The 18,457-nt window shown below is 54.2% G+C and carries 18 protein-coding genes; 5 read left to right on the forward strand and 13 right to left on the reverse strand.

What is annotated here, in order from left to right; translation table 11 throughout:
• Nucleotides 1-39: 39 nt before the first annotated feature.
• The 12 genes from trpS to C3432_RS20330 all read right to left on the reverse strand — a co-directional run bounded on the left by trpS (nucleotide 40) and on the right by C3432_RS20330 (nucleotide 10,279).
• Nucleotides 40-1,044, reverse strand: a complete 1,005-nt coding sequence (trpS, locus tag C3432_RS20275; protein WP_103778348.1) for a tryptophan--tRNA ligase — start codon at nucleotides 1,042-1,044, stop codon at nucleotides 40-42.
• Nucleotides 1,037-1,795 carry a phosphoglycolate phosphatase gene (gene gph / locus C3432_RS20280; RefSeq protein ID WP_103778349.1) on the reverse strand — a complete coding sequence of 253 codons (759 nt, stop codon included), beginning with the start codon at nucleotides 1,793-1,795 and terminating at the stop codon, nucleotides 1,037-1,039. The genes trpS and gph overlap by 8 nt, the downstream gene beginning before the upstream one ends.
• A complete protein-coding gene (rpe, locus tag C3432_RS20285) occupies nucleotides 1,788-2,465 on the reverse strand; it encodes a ribulose-phosphate 3-epimerase (protein ID WP_103778350.1) in 678 nt (225 codons plus the stop codon). Before rpe ends, gph begins: the two co-directional genes overlap by 8 nt.
• Nucleotides 2,466-2,482: 17 nt before the next feature.
• Nucleotides 2,483-3,319, reverse strand: a complete 837-nt coding sequence (dam, locus tag C3432_RS20290) for an adenine-specific DNA-methyltransferase (RefSeq protein WP_103778351.1) — start codon at nucleotides 3,317-3,319, stop codon at nucleotides 2,483-2,485.
• A 66-nt stretch (nucleotides 3,320-3,385) separates the two neighbouring features.
• The gene (gene damX, locus C3432_RS20295; protein ID WP_103778352.1) at nucleotides 3,386-4,666 is read right to left on the reverse strand and encodes a cell division protein DamX; all 1,281 of its coding nucleotides are present in this window, start codon (nucleotides 4,664-4,666) and stop codon (nucleotides 3,386-3,388) included.
• 96 nt (nucleotides 4,667-4,762) lie between these two features.
• Entirely contained in the window at nucleotides 4,763-5,851 is a 1,089-nt protein-coding gene (gene aroB / locus C3432_RS20300) for a 3-dehydroquinate synthase (protein WP_103778353.1), read from the reverse strand.
• A gap of 57 nt (nucleotides 5,852-5,908) precedes the next feature.
• Nucleotides 5,909-6,430 (reverse strand): shikimate kinase AroK, encoded by a 522-nt coding sequence (gene aroK / locus C3432_RS20305; RefSeq protein WP_042322869.1) that lies wholly within the window; start codon nucleotides 6,428-6,430, stop codon nucleotides 5,909-5,911.
• Between the two features lie 544 nt (nucleotides 6,431-6,974).
• Nucleotides 6,975-8,213, reverse strand: coding sequence for a DNA uptake porin HofQ (gene hofQ, locus C3432_RS20310; protein ID WP_103778354.1), 1,239 nt, complete (start codon nucleotides 8,211-8,213; stop codon nucleotides 6,975-6,977).
• Nucleotides 8,125-8,529 carry a HofP DNA utilization family protein gene (locus C3432_RS20315; RefSeq protein ID WP_103778355.1) on the reverse strand — a complete coding sequence of 135 codons (405 nt, stop codon included), beginning with the start codon at nucleotides 8,527-8,529 and terminating at the stop codon, nucleotides 8,125-8,127. Before C3432_RS20315 ends, hofQ begins: the two co-directional genes overlap by 89 nt.
• On the reverse strand, nucleotides 8,519-8,977 hold the full coding sequence (locus C3432_RS20320; RefSeq protein ID WP_103778356.1) for a HofO family protein: 459 nt from the start codon (nucleotides 8,975-8,977) through the stop codon (nucleotides 8,519-8,521). The genes C3432_RS20315 and C3432_RS20320 overlap by 11 nt, the downstream gene beginning before the upstream one ends.
• Entirely contained in the window at nucleotides 8,961-9,500 is a 540-nt protein-coding gene (locus C3432_RS20325) for a PilN domain-containing protein (RefSeq protein WP_103778357.1), read from the reverse strand. Before C3432_RS20325 ends, C3432_RS20320 begins: the two co-directional genes overlap by 17 nt.
• Entirely contained in the window at nucleotides 9,497-10,279 is a 783-nt protein-coding gene (locus tag C3432_RS20330) for a DNA utilization protein HofM (protein WP_103778358.1), read from the reverse strand. Before C3432_RS20330 ends, C3432_RS20325 begins: the two co-directional genes overlap by 4 nt.
• A gap of 120 nt (nucleotides 10,280-10,399) precedes the next feature.
• On the opposite strand from C3432_RS20330, the gene mrcA reads away from it, so the two are divergent.
• Nucleotides 10,400-12,952 carry a peptidoglycan glycosyltransferase/peptidoglycan DD-transpeptidase MrcA gene (mrcA, locus tag C3432_RS20335; protein ID WP_181012959.1) on the forward strand — a complete coding sequence of 851 codons (2,553 nt, stop codon included), beginning with the start codon at nucleotides 10,400-10,402 and terminating at the stop codon, nucleotides 12,950-12,952.
• Between the two features lie 55 nt (nucleotides 12,953-13,007).
• On the opposite strand, the gene nudE is transcribed toward mrcA, so the two are convergent.
• Entirely contained in the window at nucleotides 13,008-13,568 is a 561-nt protein-coding gene (gene nudE, locus C3432_RS20340) for an ADP compounds hydrolase NudE (RefSeq protein WP_103778360.1), read from the reverse strand.
• 324 nt (nucleotides 13,569-13,892) lie between these two features.
• On the opposite strand from nudE, the gene igaA reads away from it, so the two are divergent.
• The 4 genes from igaA to hslO all read left to right on the forward strand — a co-directional run bounded on the left by igaA (nucleotide 13,893) and on the right by hslO (nucleotide 18,184).
• Nucleotides 13,893-16,025, forward strand: a complete 2,133-nt coding sequence (gene igaA, locus C3432_RS20345) for an intracellular growth attenuator protein IgaA (RefSeq protein WP_103778361.1) — start codon at nucleotides 13,893-13,895, stop codon at nucleotides 16,023-16,025.
• Between the two features lie 175 nt (nucleotides 16,026-16,200).
• Nucleotides 16,201-16,869 carry a GMP/IMP nucleotidase gene (gene yrfG / locus C3432_RS20350; RefSeq protein WP_103778362.1) on the forward strand — a complete coding sequence of 223 codons (669 nt, stop codon included), beginning with the start codon at nucleotides 16,201-16,203 and terminating at the stop codon, nucleotides 16,867-16,869.
• Between the two features lie 10 nt (nucleotides 16,870-16,879).
• A complete protein-coding gene (hslR, locus tag C3432_RS20355; protein ID WP_103778363.1) occupies nucleotides 16,880-17,281 on the forward strand; it encodes a ribosome-associated heat shock protein Hsp15 in 402 nt (133 codons plus the stop codon).
• A gap of 24 nt (nucleotides 17,282-17,305) precedes the next feature.
• Entirely contained in the window at nucleotides 17,306-18,184 is an 879-nt protein-coding gene (gene hslO, locus C3432_RS20360) for an Hsp33 family molecular chaperone HslO (RefSeq protein WP_103779086.1), read from the forward strand.
• Nucleotides 18,185-18,457: the final 273 nt, after the last annotated feature.

Here is an 18,457-nt window from a genome sequence, read left to right on the forward strand (position 1 = left end):
AAAACCGGGCAAAACCCGGTTTTCACAATACGGAATGGATCACGGCTTAGCAACAAAACCAATCGCTTCGTAAACCGCCTTCAGGGTAGCAGAGGCACGCGCACTGGCTTTCTCAGCCCCTTCTTTCATAACCTGCTGCAGGAAGGCTTCGTCGTTGCGGAAACGATGATAACGCTCCTGCAACTCGGTCAGCATACCGGAAACCGCTTCGGCCACTTCGCCCTTCAGATGACCATACATTTTCCCTTCGAAGTGCTGCTCCAGCTCCGGGATGCTCTGGCCGGTGACGGCAGAGAGAATATCCAGCAGGTTGGATACACCCGCTTTGTTCTGGACATCGTAGCGCACAACCGGCGGCTCGTCGGAATCGGTCACCGCACGTTTGATCTTCTTCACGACAGATTTCGGATCTTCCAGCAGGCCAATCACGTTGTTGCGGTTATCATCCGATTTGGACATCTTTTTGGTTGGCTCCAGCAGCGACATCACGCGCGCGCCAGACTTCGGAATAAACGGCTCAGGTACTTTGAAAATATCACCATACAGCGCGTTAAAACGCTGTGCGATGTCGCGGCTCAGCTCCAGATGCTGTTTCTGGTCTTCACCCACCGGCACCTGGTTGGTCTGATACAGCAAAATGTCCGCCGCCATCAGCACCGGATAGTCAAACAGACCCGCGTTGATGTTCTCAGCATAGCGTGCAGATTTATCTTTAAACTGAGTCATACGGCTCAGCTCGCCGAAGTAGGTGTAGCAGTTCAGCGCCCAGCTCAGCTGCGCATGTTCCGGCACGTGAGACTGAACGAAGATAGTGCTTTTTTCAGGGTCGATACCGCATGCCAGATACAGAGCCAGCGTATCCAGCGTCGCTTTACGCAGCTGTTGCGCGTCCTGGCGCACGGTGATGGCATGCTGGTCAACGATGCAGTAAATGCAATGATAGTCATCCTGCATGTTCACCCACTGACGCAGCGCACCCATGTAGTTGCCAATGGTCAATTCACCTGAGGGCTGTGCGCCACTAAAAACGATGGGCTTAGTCATTTTTCAATTCCTGATTATCGCTGTGCAAAAGCCCGAGAGCGGGCAGAAGGTCATTAATTTGGTCGTAAATGACGTCCGGCTGGCTAAGATCAATCGCTTCACCGTAGTTATAGCCATACGTCAGCCCCACAGAGGGACAGCCCGCCGCTTTTGCTGCCTGAATGTCGTTGCGGGAATCGCCGACAAAGAGCATCTGCTCTGGCGCAACGCCCATTCGGTTTGCCACCAGCAGCAGCGGATCCGGATGCGGCTTTTTGTTTTGTACATCGTCGCCACCGATGACCACGCTGAAATATCTGGCGATATCCAGTGCATCAAGCAGCGGTGCCACAAACGGCGTCGGCTTGTTGGTCACCAGGCCTAACGGCAGCCCTTTCGCGTGCAAGGCACCCAGCGTATCGGCCACGTGTGGGAACAGGAATGTCCCTTCCTCCGCAACATCGCCATAGTACCGGTCGAACAGCTTACGCAAAATACGCACCTGTTCTTCAGCGGGGATATCATCGTCCACCGGCGGTTTACCCATTGTTTTTCGCAACGTAGCACGTTCCTGGCGCGACCAGGCAAGCGCACGTTCCATTAAGACATCAGCACCGTTTCCGATCCAGGTAATCACGCGTTCTTCACCGGCAACCGGCAGCTCCAGCGCATACAGCGCCATATCGACGGCGGCGGCCAGGCCCGGCGCGCTGTCTACCAGCGTACCATCGAGGTCAAAGGCGACGCCCCGAATATTATGCAACTTATTCATGACTTACCTTTGCCAGTTCACTACGCATTTCATCGATGACTTTTTTATAGTCAGGTTGATCGAAGATGGCAGAGCCAGCGACAAACATGTCGGCACCTGCCGCCGCAATTTCACCAATGTTGCTCGCCTTCACGCCGCCATCCACTTCCAGGCGGATATCGTAGCCAGACTCATCAATACGACGGCGCACTTCACGCAGTTTATCCAGCGTTTGTGGGATAAAAGACTGACCGCCAAAGCCTGGGTTAACGGACATCAGGAGGATCACATCCAGCTTATCCATGACGTAGTCCAGATAGCTCAGCGGTGTTGCCGGATTGAACACCAGACCCGCCTTACAGCCGTTTTCTTTAATCAACTGCAAGGTGCGGTCAACGTGTTCGGAGGCTTCCGGATGAAAAGTGATGATGCTGGCGCCTGCTGCGGCGAAATCCGGCACGATGCGGTCTACCGGTTTCACCATCAGATGCACATCAATTGGCGCGGTAATACCGTATTTACGCAAGGATTTTAGCACCATCGGACCAATGGTCAGGTTAGGCACATAGTGGTTGTCCATGACGTCGAAATGGACGACATCAGCACCGGCAGCCAGTGCGTTTGCGGTGTCCTCACCCAGGCGAGCAAAATCAGCCGACAGAATTGAGGGGGCAATCAAATACTGTTTCATCCGCTTCTCCTTGAGAATTACTTTTTCGCAGGCGTTACGGCTTCTGGTTTGTACAGCGCCAGCAGTTCGTTCACCTTTTTACGTGTGCCGCCGTTGCTGCTTATACTGCGCCGCACTTTGACCTGAAAATGTTTCGCCGCTTTATACCATTCACGGGTATCGGGCGTATCGTGGTTCGAAATTAACACCGGGATCCGCTTATTGACCAGCTTTTCCGCCATCTCCGCCAGACGAGCCTGTTCTTTAGGGCTGAAGCTGTTGGTATGATAAGCGGTGAAATTTGCCGTTGCAGAAAGCGGTGCATAAGGCGGATCACAATAGACCACAGAGTTTACCTCTGCACGATCCATGCACTCTTCGTAAGAGAGGCAGTGAAACTCTGCTTTCTGCGCTTTTTCGGCAAAATGGTACAACTCTGCTTCCGGGAAGTAAGGCTTCTTATAGCGGCCAAACGGAACGTTAAACTCACCACGCAAATTGTAGCGGCACAGACCATTGTAACCATAACGGTTCAGGTATAAGAACAGAACCGCCCGACGGAATGGATCCTGGCAGTTGTTGAACTCATCACGGAATTGATAGTAAACCTCGGCCAGATTCGTATCAGGCGCAAACAGCTCACGGGAAGCCTGCACATACTCTTCGGTACGCGACTTCACAATGTTATAAAGACCGATCAGATCGCTGTTAATATCGGCAAGAAGATAACGAGAAAAATCGGTGTTAAGAAACACCGACCCGGCCCCCACAAAGGGTTCGACCAGACACTCGCCTTGCGGTAAATGCCGTTTGATATCATCAAGCAGGGGGTATTTTCCCCCTGCCCACTTCAGAAAAGCGCGATTTTTTTTCATGCTGACTAACTAATTACACCTTCTCCGGCTGTGGAAAAAGCTCCGACAGCATTCTGCGCTTTAACATTACTTCAGATCGGCCTGCACCTGACGCAACGGTTTTGCCCACGGGTTTTTCGCCTGCACATCGGCTGGCAGCGTGGAAACCGCACGTTTCGCATCGTCTTTAGAGGCATATACGCCAGTCACCAGAACATACCACGGCTGGCCATTACGCGTCGTCTGATACACCACATAGTTTTTCAGGTTCTCTTTCTTCGCCCAACCGTTCAGGTTGTCGTAGTTAGAAGAGCTGCTGAGCTGCAGGGTGTAATGACTGGAAGGCGCAGATTTCAGCGAATCCACATTACCCGCGCTTTTCGCACCCGCCGCACTGCTGGTATTAGCCGCCGGGGTTGTCGTTTGCGCTGGTGCTGCGGTTTGCGCAGGCGTAGTCGTTGCCGTCGCTTTAGGCGCAGTCGTGGCAGCCGGGGTCTTCGCTGTCGTAACAGGCGCAGCAGGCTCAGTACGTTTTGGCTGGGCGGTTGGCTTAGGCTCCACAGGGGTCGCTTTTGCGGTTGTCTGCGGTTTCTTCGGCTCAATCACCACCTGCTTACGCTCCGGACGTGTCGTCTGGCGCTCAGTGGGTTGCGCTGTCGCCGTCTGGCGAGGCGCGTTGCCGTTATGAACAGGAGCAACGGTCGCCGGTTCGGTCGGCAACGTAGAGTTCACCACCACATTGTTAACCTGATCCTGACCCCGCGGTTGAGTCAGTGCATTGTTCAGGTCGCCCTGAACTTCAACGCGCTGCTGACCTTCCGTCGCCGCTGGCGCTTGTCCTTGCGTTGGCGTTGAGGAGATCGGCGGCAGAGAAACGTCCTGCTGCGCGTTTGCGGTATTCTGTTCAACGCCCGGCGCAGGCTGAGCTGTGCTCGCCTGATCGGTCGCGTTATTGCCGGAAAGATCGATACTCTTCTCGCCAGACGCCGTCTGTTCGCTGGAAGAGGTTGAAGGGGACTTCAGCGCGGAACCAATGCCGACGATCAGCAGCAGCAATACCAGCACCCCAACCCCCATCATCACATACTGACGCGAGGCAGGTTTGGCGGCGGCTTTTTTACGCTTTTTAGGACGACGCTCTACGCGTTCTTCATCCACGATTTCATCATTGGACTCGTAATCGTCTTCAGCGTCCTGTTCGTCAAGGCGCTCTTTACGCCCACGCGTCGGACGACGGTCATCGGTATCCAAATCAACATCATCGAAATTGATTTGTGGCTCACCGCGTTCAGAAGATTGACGAGAACGACCAGTACGACGATCGCTGGGATCGGGTTTCAGCTCGTCTTCTGGTTTGAATTCATCCATTTAACACCCCGCTCAAAGGTTAATGCTTACGACGTTGCAATTAACCTGAATTTAAATGACCAGTACCGTACGGTATCGGTCCGACCTTTCTTGTTTTTACGCCTGCTGACAGTCAGCAATAGCGCTAAGAACTACCTCGTGCGACACTCCGCCGCGGACTTCACTTTTCCCTATGGCCAGCGGGAGAATTAAGCGCATTTCACCCGCCAACACTTTTTTATCACGTAACATATGCGGCAGATAAGCCTGAGCGGACATCTCGCGTGGTCCGTTAACTGGCAAGCCAGCGCGCTTAAGCAACGTTATGATACGCTGCGTGTCAGCAGAACTAAACTGACCAAGACGTTCTGAGGTACGGGCAGCCATCACCATACCAGCGGCGACAGCTTCACCATGTAACCAATTGCCATAACCCATTTCAGCTTCAATGGCGTGACCATACGTGTGTCCCAGATTCAGTAAAGCACGTAAGCCCATTTCACGCTCGTCTGCGGCAACAACTTCGGCTTTCAGCTCACAACAACGGCGAATACAGTACGCCATCGCCGGACCATCCAGACGCAACAGCGCATCCAGATTCTCTTCAAGCCAGCTGAAAAATTCACCGTCAAGGATAATGCCGTACTTGATCACTTCCGCCAGTCCCGATGCCAGCTCGCGTGCCGGAAGGGTTTTCAGGCAGTCGAGATCCACCACCACGGAGGCGGGTTGATAAAACGCGCCAATCATGTTTTTGCCGAGAGGGTGGTTTACCGCGGTTTTACCGCCAACGGAGGAGTCAACTTGCGACAGTAATGTCGTTGGGACCTGAATAAAACGCACGCCACGCTGGTAGCTGGCGGCCGCAAACCCCGTCAGATCGCCAATCACGCCGCCGCCAAGCGCGACCAGCGTGGTATCACGACCGTGTGGTTTTTGCAGTAATGCCGTAAACACCGTATCCAGCACCGTCAGGCTTTTATACTGCTCGCCATCGGGAAGGATGACGCTGTCAACGTTCACACCAGCCTGTTCAAGTACGCCGCGAATCTTATCAAGATAAAGAGGAGCCAGGGTTTCGTTGGTCACCAACATAACCTGCTCGCCCGATTTCAGCGGTAAGAATGAAGCTGGTTCGTTAAACAAACCAGCCGCGATGGTGATAGGGTAACTACGTTCCCCGAGAGTGACGGTGATCCTCTCCATGACGCGACATCCACCTTAATGACTTGTACCCGCAGGCAAGTGTGTATTAAGCCAGAATCAGTTGCTTTCCAGCATATGGATAATCTGGTTCGCTACGACTTTGGCGCTCTGATCGTCGGTACGAATGGTCACGTCGGCAATCTCTTCATACAGCGGATTACGTTCGTCGGCCAACGCTTCCAGCACTTCGCGAGGCGGTGCTTCTACCTGCAACAGCGGGCGTTTTTTATCGCGCTGCGTACGCGCAAGTTGTTTTTCAATCGTCGTTTCAAGATAGACTACGACACCGCGCGCGGAGAGACGATTACGAGTTTCGCGTGATTTTACAGAGCCACCGCCGGTTGCCAGCACAATACCCTGCTTTTCCGTCAACTCGTTGATGACTTTCTCTTCACGATCGCGGAAGCCGTCTTCACCTTCCACATCGAAGACCCAGCCCACATCAGCTCCGGTGCGTTTCTCAATCTCTTGATCAGAATCGTAAAATTCCATATTGAGTTGTTGAGCTAACTGGCGCCCAATAGTGCTTTTTCCGGCACCCATAGGCCCAACCAGAAAGATATTGCGTTTCTCTGCCATTTTTTCGGTACTACTAAGACTATTCGTTAATGATAAACCCGCGTCGCAGACACTGAGCGCAGCAGGACATGAACTGAAACCTCATAAGATATTGCGAGAGTCAGACTGAAAATTATCTCAATACTCCAACGGGTTTGGCAACTGAATAAATTACCAAGCCCCTTGTATTTCTGGTAGCGGCAAACGAACTGGCCTTAAAATACCGTAACGAGCAACGAATCGCGCTCGTTGGCAACTCAAAACAGGCCGACAACCAACCACCGAAAAAGTGAAGAGTATTCACAAGTGCATAAGCAACAAAAAGTACCGACTCTCAAATCGGTACTCCTTGTATGCTAAATACCTCCGCACGTCAAATCCCTGAAACGAATTCAGTGCAAAAATAACCGTGTTTTATCCCCGAAATAATTCGAGTTGCAGGGCAAAACGGCGCTGTCATTTTGAACCGCGCTTGCAGCGGCCCCGCGGGGGAGAGGCCCGGAGATGGGCCGGGTAACAAAGCTAACGCATCTGCAACTTGAAGTATGACGAGTATATTTATAAATCACTCTGTCGAAACCAGTCTGGGGGTGATAAACACCACCAGCTCACGTCGCTCATTTTCTTTACCATCATGGCGAAACAATTGTCCGAACCAGGGAATATCCCCCAGCAACGGTACGCTATCTTTACCGAATTTATTTTTTCGCGAAAAAATGCCCCCCAGCGCCAGCGTCTCTCCGCTTTTGACCTCGACCTGAGTTTCTATCTCTTGTTTATCGATCGCCAACACCTCACCCTCTGCCTGCTGTAGTACCTGGCCGGGGACGTTCTGGCTGATATGCAGCTTCAGACGGATCCGCCCGTTTTGTAACACCGTAGGCGTAACCTCCATCCCCAATACGGCCTCCTTAAACTCTACCGAGGTGGCGCCGCTTTCACCGCTGGAAACCGGATAGGGGATCTCGCTCCCCTGTTTAATACTGGCGGGCTGCAAATGTGAGGCCAGCAGCCGCGGGCTGGCGATAATATCGAGCTGCTGTTTTTGCTCCAGCGCTGAGAGTTCAAGATCCAGTAATCGTCCGTTAATACGTCCGATGTTAAACCCAACGCGCGATGTGGCGGCAGCCACCGAGAGATCGCTGGCAAGCGAGGTCGCCTGCCCCACGCCTCCCGCTTTTTCAGCGTCTGCCAGCGTCCATTTCACGCCCAACTCACGCAGGCTCTTTTCATTAATCGTGACAATGTGCGCAGCCAGTTCAACCTGCTCAACGGGCAGATCCATCTGCATGGCCCACTGTTCCAGCGCCGCCAGCGCTAGTTTATTGTCACGCAGTAACAGTCGGTTGGTTCGTTTATCAACGGTGATGCTGCCTTTGGCGCTCAGCAGTTTCTCTCCAGCTTTTGCTACTTCTGTTGCATCGGCATAACGCAGAGATATGTTGCGATTTTCCAGCGGCAAACTCGCCTGCCGCCTCACCATCTCGGCCTCCTGACGCGCCGCGTCTTCCTTCTGCCAGCTGGCGGAATGAACATGCAGGATGCTCCCCTCCTGACGCAGCACCAGCCCGGCGCTTTTCACCACCGTCTGGAAGGCCTGTTTCAACGGAACCTCCGTCAGGTGTAGAGACAGCACGCCATTGACGTCCGGCGATACCACCAGATTCTTCTTCTCCAGTTCAGCGAGCGCCTGCAGGATCTGCACAACGGGAACATCATCCACGACCAGCGTCACGTTTTGCGTCTTTCCCGCCTGGGCGGCGAGGGTGAGAACCATCAGCGGTACCACTATCCATTGCTTCATCCACTTCTCCTTGTCGTTGCCACTGCCAGTCCGGTGGATCGCAATTTTCCCCCGTAATGAGCGTTAACGTTTGTGTCGTCAGTTGGGTAACCGTCCAGCCGTTATCAAGTACCTGATGTTGCTCTACCCGTCGCCATCTCTGTTGACTGTCCTGAAGAATGCCAATCGTCCGTTCTCCCCGGCTCACCGCCCCCTGATAGCGCCACATCGTCAGTTCCCCCGTCTGGCAACGATCCTCCGGTGGTTTAAACGGATCCCGCATTCCGGTCAGCATCAACAATGAGATCCCCACCAACAGCCAATGTTTAACCGTCATTCGGTTGCTCCAGCTGGAATGTCAGTAATAACTCTGCGTCCTCAACGCGAAAAGAAAATTGACTCACCCCCATGCCCTGCAGGGCTAGCTGGCTAAAAATCTGCGGTACCGCGTCCCATTGCCCTTTTAGCGCCATTTCTCCGCCAGACGCCGTTGGCTTCCAGTGCTGAAGACGCATCTGCGGCACCTGAAAGTGCAGTGGTGAAAAAGACGGTCTCGCGCCATCCGTCGCCATCAGATGCTCATCCACAGAGTTGACCAGATGACGCAGGGCTTGCCACTGTCCACGTAGCGCCACTCGCTGCTGGAGTCGCTCCTCGCTTTCTGGTTGAGCCATGTCAGGCATACAGATGGCTGCCAGCACGCACAGGCTAAGAGACCAGAGACACCAACCGCCAATACGCAAGCGCGTCGGGAGCGCGCACCAGGCGTCAACGAGAGAGTTCATCGTCCCGCCCCCTTATCAGCTGATACTGAAACTGCCATCGCCCCTGCGCATCCTGCTGTGTCCCGCCAGTACTGCGTATTCGGAATTCTGGCTGACGACGCAGTGAGGCTTCCAGTTCACTCAGTGAGACAAAGGTGAGTGCTTTTCCTGCCAGTTCCAGCGTGTCATGTTGCCAGACCAGCTGTGTAAGCCACGCCTGTTCCGGTATCAGGGTCGCAAGGTTTTTCAGTACCGACTGCCAGCGCAGGGTCTGCTCACGCTGTTGCTGTCGGTGCAAGGCTTGCTGCCAGAGCTGTTGTCGCTGCTGCCAGCGCGGCTTAGTGGCTAACAACGTGGCAAGGCAGTGTTTATCGGCCTGCAGTAAAACAGCATCAATCCGGGCGTCCTCATAGAGAACCACGCAAAAGCGCAGGACAACGCCGAACACCACCAACAGAGACAGGGTAAACATAACGCCCCAGAACCGTAGACATGCCGTTCGCTGCATCTGCCGCCAGGGCATGAGATTGATCGGTTTATTCATCCGCGCATCTCTCCCAGCGCTAGCCCAAGGGCAATGGCAAATGCCTGGCCTTCCGGCGGGAACGGCGGCTGACGAACGGACACCGCGCTCCAGGGGTCGAACCCGTCCGGCCCACATAGCGTCAGCTCACTGACAGGAAGGGAGAGCACCCCGGCAAGCTCGGCAACGCTGGCAATGTCCTCATCCGGTTTTCTTCCCCAGGCATAACAGGTTGCCCATAGCCACTGGGTACTGCCACGCCAGACCAGGCACTGCTTGCCGGGTGGTAAAAAAGGCAGTAAGCGCTGTAAGGCGCTGGCATCCGGCGTAATCGCGGCAATTTTCACTTTCAGCGTTTTCGCCAGCGCTAACAGCGTCGACACCTCCTTGCTTTGCGCCGCCGTGACGTTAAACGCAGAACTTAAGGCATCTTCGCTATAATCAAATCGCAGCGCATCGGGATCCATGTCCAGTTCTCGCGCCATTGTTCCGGCAAGCCACGCGGCCTGCTCGCGTTCGCGCAGCGCCATTGCTGGCCGTGCAAAAGCTTTCTGCCGCGTGCGTCCGGCGGGAAAAGAGAGGTGAATGTGGTGGCGCAGAGGCAATTCGCGACTCCAGGGTCGCAGCACGTCGGCGAGCTGTTCAGGTTCACGGATATGCCCATCTTTAACAATCTCTTCGGCTAACGGCATACGCCACCAGCGCTGTAAACTCCACCCGGATACGCCGCGAACGACGGCGACAGCCAGCGCCTCATGCTGTCGAATATGAAGGCCAATTTGCCAGTTCCTGAAAGCCATTGCTGATGATCTCCTTATCACCCGTCACTCTAACGGGTATATCAATGCGTCAGGCTTGCCTTTATACTACCGCGCGTTTGTTTATAAACTGCCCAAATGAAACGAAATGGGAAATCTCCAGTGAAGTTCGTAAAGTATTTATTGATCCTTGCAGTATGTTGCATCCTGCTGGGAGCAGGCTCGATTTATGGCCTCTACCGCTATATCGAGCCGCAACTACCTGACGTCGCGACCCTCAAAGATGTGCGTTTGCAGATCCCGATGCAGATTTACAGCGCTGATGGCGAGCTGATTGCGCAATATGGTGAGAAACGTCGTATTCCAGTCACGCTCAGTCAGATGCCGCCGGAAATGGTGAAAGCCTTTATTGCGACAGAAGACAGCCGCTTTTATGAGCATCACGGTGTTGACCCTGTGGGGATCTTCCGTGCGGCAAGCGTTGCGCTGTTTTCCGGTCATGCGTCGCAAGGGGCAAGTACAATTACTCAGCAGTTAGCGAGAAATTTCTTCCTGAGCCCTGAACGCACGCTGATGCGTAAAATCAAGGAAGTGTTCCTCGCCATCCGCATTGAACAAATGCTGAGTAAAGACGAGATCCTCGAACTCTATCTGAACAAGATTTATCTCGGTTACCGCGCTTATGGCGTCGGCGCTGCGGCACAGGTCTATTTTGGTAAGACCGTCGATCAGCTTGATCTGAGCGAAATGGCGGTCATTGCCGGTCTGCCAAAAGCCCCTTCCACCTTCAACCCGCTCTACTCCATGAGCCGCGCAACCGCACGTCGTAACGTGGTGCTGTCGCGTATGTTGAACGAGGGCTACATCACACAAGCACAGTACGTTCAGGCCCGCCGCGAGGTGATTGACGCAAACTACCATGCGCCAGAAATTGCCTTCTCTGCGCCATATCTGTCAGAGATGGTGCGCCAGGAGATGTACAACCGCTACAATGAAAACGCCTACGAAGATGGCTACCGCATTTACACCACCATTACCCGTAAAGTGCAGCAGGCGGCACAGCAGGCCGTTCGCAATAACATCCTGGATTACGATATGCGTCACGGTTATCGCGGTCCGGCCAATGTGCTGTGGAAAGTCGGTGAGAGCGCCTGGGACAGAAAAAAAATCACCGATACGCTGAAGGCGTTGCCGACCTACGGGCCGTTGCTGCCAGCGGTGATCGCCAGAGCTAACCCGCAGGAAGCAACGGCTGTCCTGGCCGATGGCACCTCCGTCTCCCTGCAGATGGAGGGCGTGCGTTGGGCGCGTCCTTACCGTTCAGACACGCAACAAGGTCCCACGCCACGTAAAGTCACCGATGCGGTTCAGGCGGGTCAGCAAATCTGGGTTCGTCAGATGGGCGATACCTGGTGGCTGGCGCAGGTGCCAGATGTCAACTCCGCGCTGGTTTCTATCAATCCGCAAAACGGTGCCGTCCTGGCGCTGGTCGGCGGATTCGACTTTAACCAGAGCAAGTTCAACCGCGCTACCCAGGCGTTGCGTCAGGTGGGATCAAACATCAAGCCATTCCTCTACACCGCGGCGATGGATAAAGGTCTGACGCTGGCAAGTATGCTGAACGATGTGCCGATCTCCCGCTGGGATGCCGGTGCCGGTTCTGACTGGCGTCCGAAGAACTCGCCGCCACAGTATGCGGGTCCGATTCGTTTACGCCAGGGTCTGGGGCAGTCAAAAAACGTGGTCATGGTCCGGGCAATGCGTGCGATGGGCGTTGACTATGCGGCCGAGTATCTGCAACGCTTCGGCTTCCCGGCACAGAACATTGTCCATACCGAATCGCTGGCGCTGGGTTCCGCGTCCTTCACGCCAATGCAGGTGGCACGCGGCTATGCGGTTATGGCGAACGGTGGCTTCCTGGTTGATCCCTATTTCATCAGCAAGATTGAAACCGACCAGGGTGGCGTGATTTTCGAAGCCAAACCGAAAATCGCCTGTGAGAATTGCGATCTCCCGGTGATCTACGGCGATACCCCAAAATCAAACGTGCTGGAAAACAGCGACGTTGAAGATGTCGCCCACTCCCGGGAGCGGCAAAACGCTACGGTTCCAATGCCTCAGCTTGAACAGGCAAACCAGGCGTTAGTGGCGCAAAGCGGCGCACAAGAGTATGCCCCGCACGTTATTAACACCCCACTGGCGTTCCTGATCAAAAGCGCGCTGAACAGCAACATTTTTGGCGAGCCTGGCTGGATGGGTACCGGCTGGCGGGCGGGTCGCGACCTGCAACGCCGCGATATCGGCGGTAAAACCGGGACCACCAACAGTTCGAAAGATGCGTGGTTCTCCGGTTACGGACCTGGCGTGGTCACTTCCGTCTGGATTGGTTTTGACGATCATCGTCGCGATCTGGGACGCACTACCGCATCAGGTGCGATCAAAGACCAAATCTCCGGTTATGAAGGCGGGGCAAAGAGTGCGCAACCCGCATGGGATGCCTACATGAAATCGGTGCTGGAGGGCGTTCCTGAGCAGCCATTAACCCCGCCGCCAGGTATTGTCACGGTGAATATCGACCGCAGCACCGGGCAGCTGGCAAACGGCGGTAATAGTCGTGCAGAGTACTTCATTGAAGGGACTCAGCCAACGCAGCAGGCGGTACATGAAGTGGGGACCACCATTATCGATAATGGTGAGACGCACGAACTGTTCTGATCAAAAAAGGCGCTTCGGCGCCTTTTTTACTATTTCGTATAACGGTGAATCTGAACTACATCCGCCCCTGCCCTTTCAGCCACTCGCGCACCAGAAACAGTGCGCTGACGTTGCGCGCTTCGTTGAAATCCGGATCTTCCAGCAAATCCATCATGTGTGCCAACGGCCAGCGTACCTGAGGCAGCGGTTCTGGTTCGTCGCCTTCCAGCGATTCCGGGTAGAGATTTTCCGCCACCACAATATTCATCTTGCTGGAAAAATAGGAGGGCGCCATGCTGAGCTTCTTCAAAAACGTCAGATCCTGCGCGCCAAAACCCACCTCTTCTTTCAGCTCCCGGTTAGCCGCTTCAAACACCGTTTCCCCCGGGTCGATCAGCCCTTTGGAAAAACCTAACTCATAGGACTCCGTCCCGACGGCATATTCACGGATGAGAATCAGGTGATCGTCGACGATCGGCACAATCATTACCGCTTCACGATTGGACGGACGCATACGTTCATAGACTCGACGGACGCCGTTGCTGAACTCCAGATCCACACTTTCGACGCTAAATAGCCGGGATTGTGCGACAGTTTCAACATTCAGAATGGTGGGTTTTTGTAATGATTTGCTCATCGTGAGAATCTTTGCAGTGAAATCTACCGTCATTGTGCGATATGCAGCACGGTTTCGGCAATGTGAATTGCTGGTTATTTACATTTATGTAACCTAATAAAAATATAATTAGCGTTTCAAATTAAAAGTCAATAGGTTGAAATAAGTCCAGGAATTTGCTGATATTCCGGCTTTGCTGGTTTTGCTATGGTTTGCGTTCACTGGGATACGCTTAAAAATGCTCAAGTTAAACTCCACGCTTGCCGATAGCCAACCACAGAATCACGTGTATTGCGACAGGGTGCGACTGACCACACCTGACAGACTAAGTAAGATGGGGAAAGCATGAGCACCATTCTGATTTTTTTAGCGGCTTTGCTGGCCTGCGCGCTGCTTGCAGGGTGGTTGCTCAGGATCCGCGCCAGGCGGCGGAATCTGCCCTGGGTTAATGCCTTCCCGGATGCGGCTACGCGCAGGCTCACCGCGGAAGAACGCAGCGCCATTGAAAACTATCTTGATAATCTCAGCCAGATCCAGCAAGTTCCGGGGCCAACCGGAGCCAGTGCCGCGCCCGTCTCACTCACCCTGAATGCGCAAAGCAACAGCGTTATCATTCTGACGCACTCAATCACCCGTTATGGCATCACCACCGACGATCCCAATAAGTGGCGGTATTACCTTGACTCTGTCGAGGTGCATCTGCCGCCGTTCTGGGAACAGTACATCAATGATGAAAACAACGTTGAGCTGATCCATACCGATACGCTGCCTCTGATTATCTCGCTCAACGGCCACACGTTGCAGGAGTATGTACAGGAGACGCGTGGCTATGCCCTGCAGCCCACAACCTCAACGCAGGCATCGATTCGCGGTGAGGAAAGCGAGCAGATCGAGCTACTGAATATCCGCCAGGAAACCCATGAAGAGTACACGCTGAGTCGTCCTGCAGGACTTCGTGAAGCGCTGCTGATCGTCGCGTCATTCCTGCTGTTCTTCTTCTGCCTGGTTACGCCGGACGTATTTGTCCCCTGGATGGCCGGCGGGGCCATTCTGCTGCTTGCCGCGGGCCTCTGGGGGCTGTTTGCCCCTCCGTCGAAAACCGCGCTGCGAGAAATTCATTGTCTTCGGGGCACGCCGCGGCGCTGGGGATTATTTGGCGAAAACGATCAGGAACAGATTAACAACATCTCTTTGGGGATTATTGACCTGATCTACCCGCTCCACTGGCAGCCGTATATCGCCCAGGATCTTGGGCAACAGACGGATATTGATATCTATCTCGACCGCCACGTTGTGCGACAGGGGCGATTTTTATCCCTGCATGACGAAGTGAGGAACTTTCCGCTGCAACACTGGCTACGCAGCACCGTCATTGCCGGTGGCTCACTGCTGGTGTTGTTTATGCTGCTGTTTTGGATCCCATTGGATATGCCGATCAAGTTCACTCTGTCATGGATGAAAGGCGCGCAAGTCATTGAAGCGACCAGCGTTAAGCAGCTGGAAGCGTCCGGCGTCCGCGTGGGCGACACGCTGCATCTTCGTGGAACGGGGATGTGTAATATCCATGCTGCCGGCGACTGGACGGCGCAATCCAACTCCCCCTTTATGCCATTCGATTGTTCACAGATTATCTGGAATGACGCACGTACGCTGCCACTCCCTGAGTCTGATCTGGTCAATAAAGCCACCGCGCTGACCCAGGCCGTTAATCGCCAGCTGCATCCAAAACCGGAAGATGATTCCCGCGTCAGCGCCTCTTTGCGTTCGGCAATCCAAAAATCCGGTATGGTACTGCTGGATGATTTTGGCGACATCGTCCTGAAGACGGCTGACCTCTGTTCCTCCGAAGATGAATGCGTGCGACTAAAAAACGCGCTGGTGAATCTGGGGAACAGTAAAGACTGGAACGCGCTGGTCAAACGCGCCAACTCCGGCAAGCTCGACGGTGTAAACGTGCTGCTCCGCCCGGTCAGCGCAGAGTCGCTGGATAATCTGGTAACGACCTCAACGGCGCCGTTTATATCACGCGAGACCGCCCGGGCGGCGCAGGCGTTAAACAGCCCGGCGCCCGGCGGATTCCTGATCGTTAGCGACGAAGGTAGCGATCTGGTCGCTCAGGCGTGGCCGTCAATATCTTTGTATGATTATCCTGCGCAAGAGCAATGGAACGCCTTCCAGCGGCTGGCGCAAGCGCTGATGAATACACCATTCAGCGCCGAAGGCATTGTCACCAATATCTTCACCGACGCCAACGGAACCCAACACATTGGTTTGCACCGTATTCCGGATCGCTCCGGCCTGTGGCGTTATCTCGGCACCACGCTGCTGATGCTGGCCCTGCTGGGAAGTGCCATCTATAACGGCGCTCAGGCGTACAGGCGTTATCAGCGTAACCGCCGCCGTATGATGGAAATTCAGCAATATTATGAAAATTGCCTGAAACCGAAGCTTATTGCCTCCCCGGAAAGCCTCATCTGATACATCACGGTATGCTACCCTGTAGCGCATACTGATGGCAGAGCACTCAATGCCTGATGACGCTACGCTTATCAGGCCTGCAATGAACACAAAATCGTAGGCCGGAGAAGGCGCTTGCGCCGCCATCCGACAAACGCCGCCAGGGTTTAGCGGCAATCTAATCTGGAGAGTTTCCATGCTTATTGATATCGCCTGGCAGGACGTCGATACCGTTTTGCTGGATATGGACGGCACCCTGCTCGATTTGGCATTCGATAACTATTTTTGGCAGAAGCTGGTGCCGGAGACCTATAGCGCGCAGCAGGGGCTCTCTGTAGAAGCGGCGCGGGACTATATCCGTCAGCAGTACCACGACGCCCGACATACGCTAAACTGGTACTGTCTTGATTACTGGAGCGATCGCCTGGGTCTGGACATCTGCGCCATGACGACGGCAATGGGCCCGCGCGCCGTCCTGCGTGAAGATACGGTTCCCTTTCTGGATGCCTTAAAAGCCAGCGGCAAGCGCCGTATTCTGTTGACCAACGCGCATCCCCATAACCTGGCGGTGAAGCTGGAGCATACCGGTCTGGCTTCACACCTTGATTTATTACTTTCCACCCACACATTTGGTTATCCCAAAGAGGATCAGCGGTTATGGCACGCTGTGGCTGAAGAGACGGGAATAAGCGCCGGGAAAACGCTGTTTATTGATGACAGCGAGCCGATTCTCGATGCTGCCGCGAAGTTTGGCATTCGTTACTGCCTCGGCGTGACGAACCCCGACTCCGGTCTTGCAGAGAAGCAATATGCACGTCATCCGTCGCTGAATGACTACCGCCGTCTGATCCCCTCGCTGATGTGAAGGAGATGCCATGAAAGAGAAGCCCTCCGTTGAGGTCAGACTGGATAAATGGCTGTGGGCGGCACGCTTTTATAAAACCCGTGCGTTAGCCCGCGAGATGGTTGAAGGCGGCAAGGTGCATTACAACGGGCAGCGCAGTAAGCCGGGCAAGATCGTTGAGCTGAATGCCACCCTCACGCTGCGTCAGGGAAACGACGAACGGACCGTCATCATTAAAGCCGTGACCGAACAACGCCGTCCGGCGACCGAAGCCGTTATGCTGTATGAAGAGACGGCTGAAAGCGTACAAAAACGCGAGAAAATGGCGCTGGCGCGTAAGCTTAACGCATTGACGATGCCGCATCCGGACAGACGACCGGATAAGAAAGAACGCCGCGACCTGTTACGATTTAAACACGGCGACAGTGAGTGACTGTCACCCGCAAGAGAGATGATTATGCCGCAACATGACCAATTACACCGTTATCTGTTTGAAAACTTCGCCGTGCGCGGCGAGCTGGTGACCGTTTCGGAAACCCTGCAACAGATCCTCAACAACCACGCTTATCCGCAGCCGGTAAAAACCGTGCTGGCGGAGCTGTTGGTTGCCACCAGTCTGCTGACCGCGACGCTGAAGTTTGCCGGTGATATCACCGTGCAGCTGCAGGGCGATGGTCCGCTGAGCCTTGCGGTCATCAATGGCAATAACAACCAGCAGATGCGCGGCGTGGCACGCGTACAGGGCGACATCCCTGATAACGCCGATCTGAAAACCCTGGTCGGCAATGGCTATCTGGTGATCACCATTACGCCCGAAGAAGGCGAACGCTATCAGGGCGTGGTTGGTCTGGAAGGCGACACGCTTGCTGCGTGCCTTGAAGATTACTTCCTGCGTTCTGAACAGCTGCCGACACGCTTGTTTATCCGTACTGGTGAAGTCGAGGGTACACTGGCGGCAGGCGGGATGCTGCTGCAGGTGATGCCGGCACAGAATGCGCAGGCTGATGATTTCGACCATCTGGCGACGCTGACCGAAACCATCAAAGCTGAGGAACTCCTGACGCTGCCGACAAACGATGTGTTGTGGCGTTTGTACCACGAAGAGGAAGTCACCCTCTATGATCCGCAGGACGTTGAGTTCAAATGTACCTGTTCACGCGAACGTTGCGCTGGTGCGCTGAAGACACTGCCGGACGAAGAGGTGGACAGCATTCTGGCGGAAGAAGGTGAGATCGACATGCACTGCGATTATTGCGGAAACCACTATCTGTTCAACGCAATGGATATCGCTGAAATCCGTAATAACGCCTCACCCGCCGATCCACAGGTACATTAATCACTCCTGGGTAAGCTTCGGGCTTACCCACTTTTTCCCGGACCACTCCCCTTCCCCTTTATCGCTGATTAACCTCTTTAAACGTTTTTTTGTTCGAGGTGAATCGATATTTTATATGTTTCAGTTACGTAATTTTCTTACGTGAATGCGATTACACTCACAATACTTCCGTCAAAAACACTTGTTTTTAACCTTTCAGGAACATTTTCCACAACAAAAAGGGGTTTTCTGCCATAATAACGGCCGCTTCGTGACAGGAGTCACAGTGTTTTC

The sequence above is a fragment of the Citrobacter amalonaticus genome (genome assembly GCF_002918555.1).
Lineage (GTDB): Bacteria > Pseudomonadota > Gammaproteobacteria > Enterobacterales > Enterobacteriaceae > Citrobacter_C > Citrobacter_C amalonaticus_A.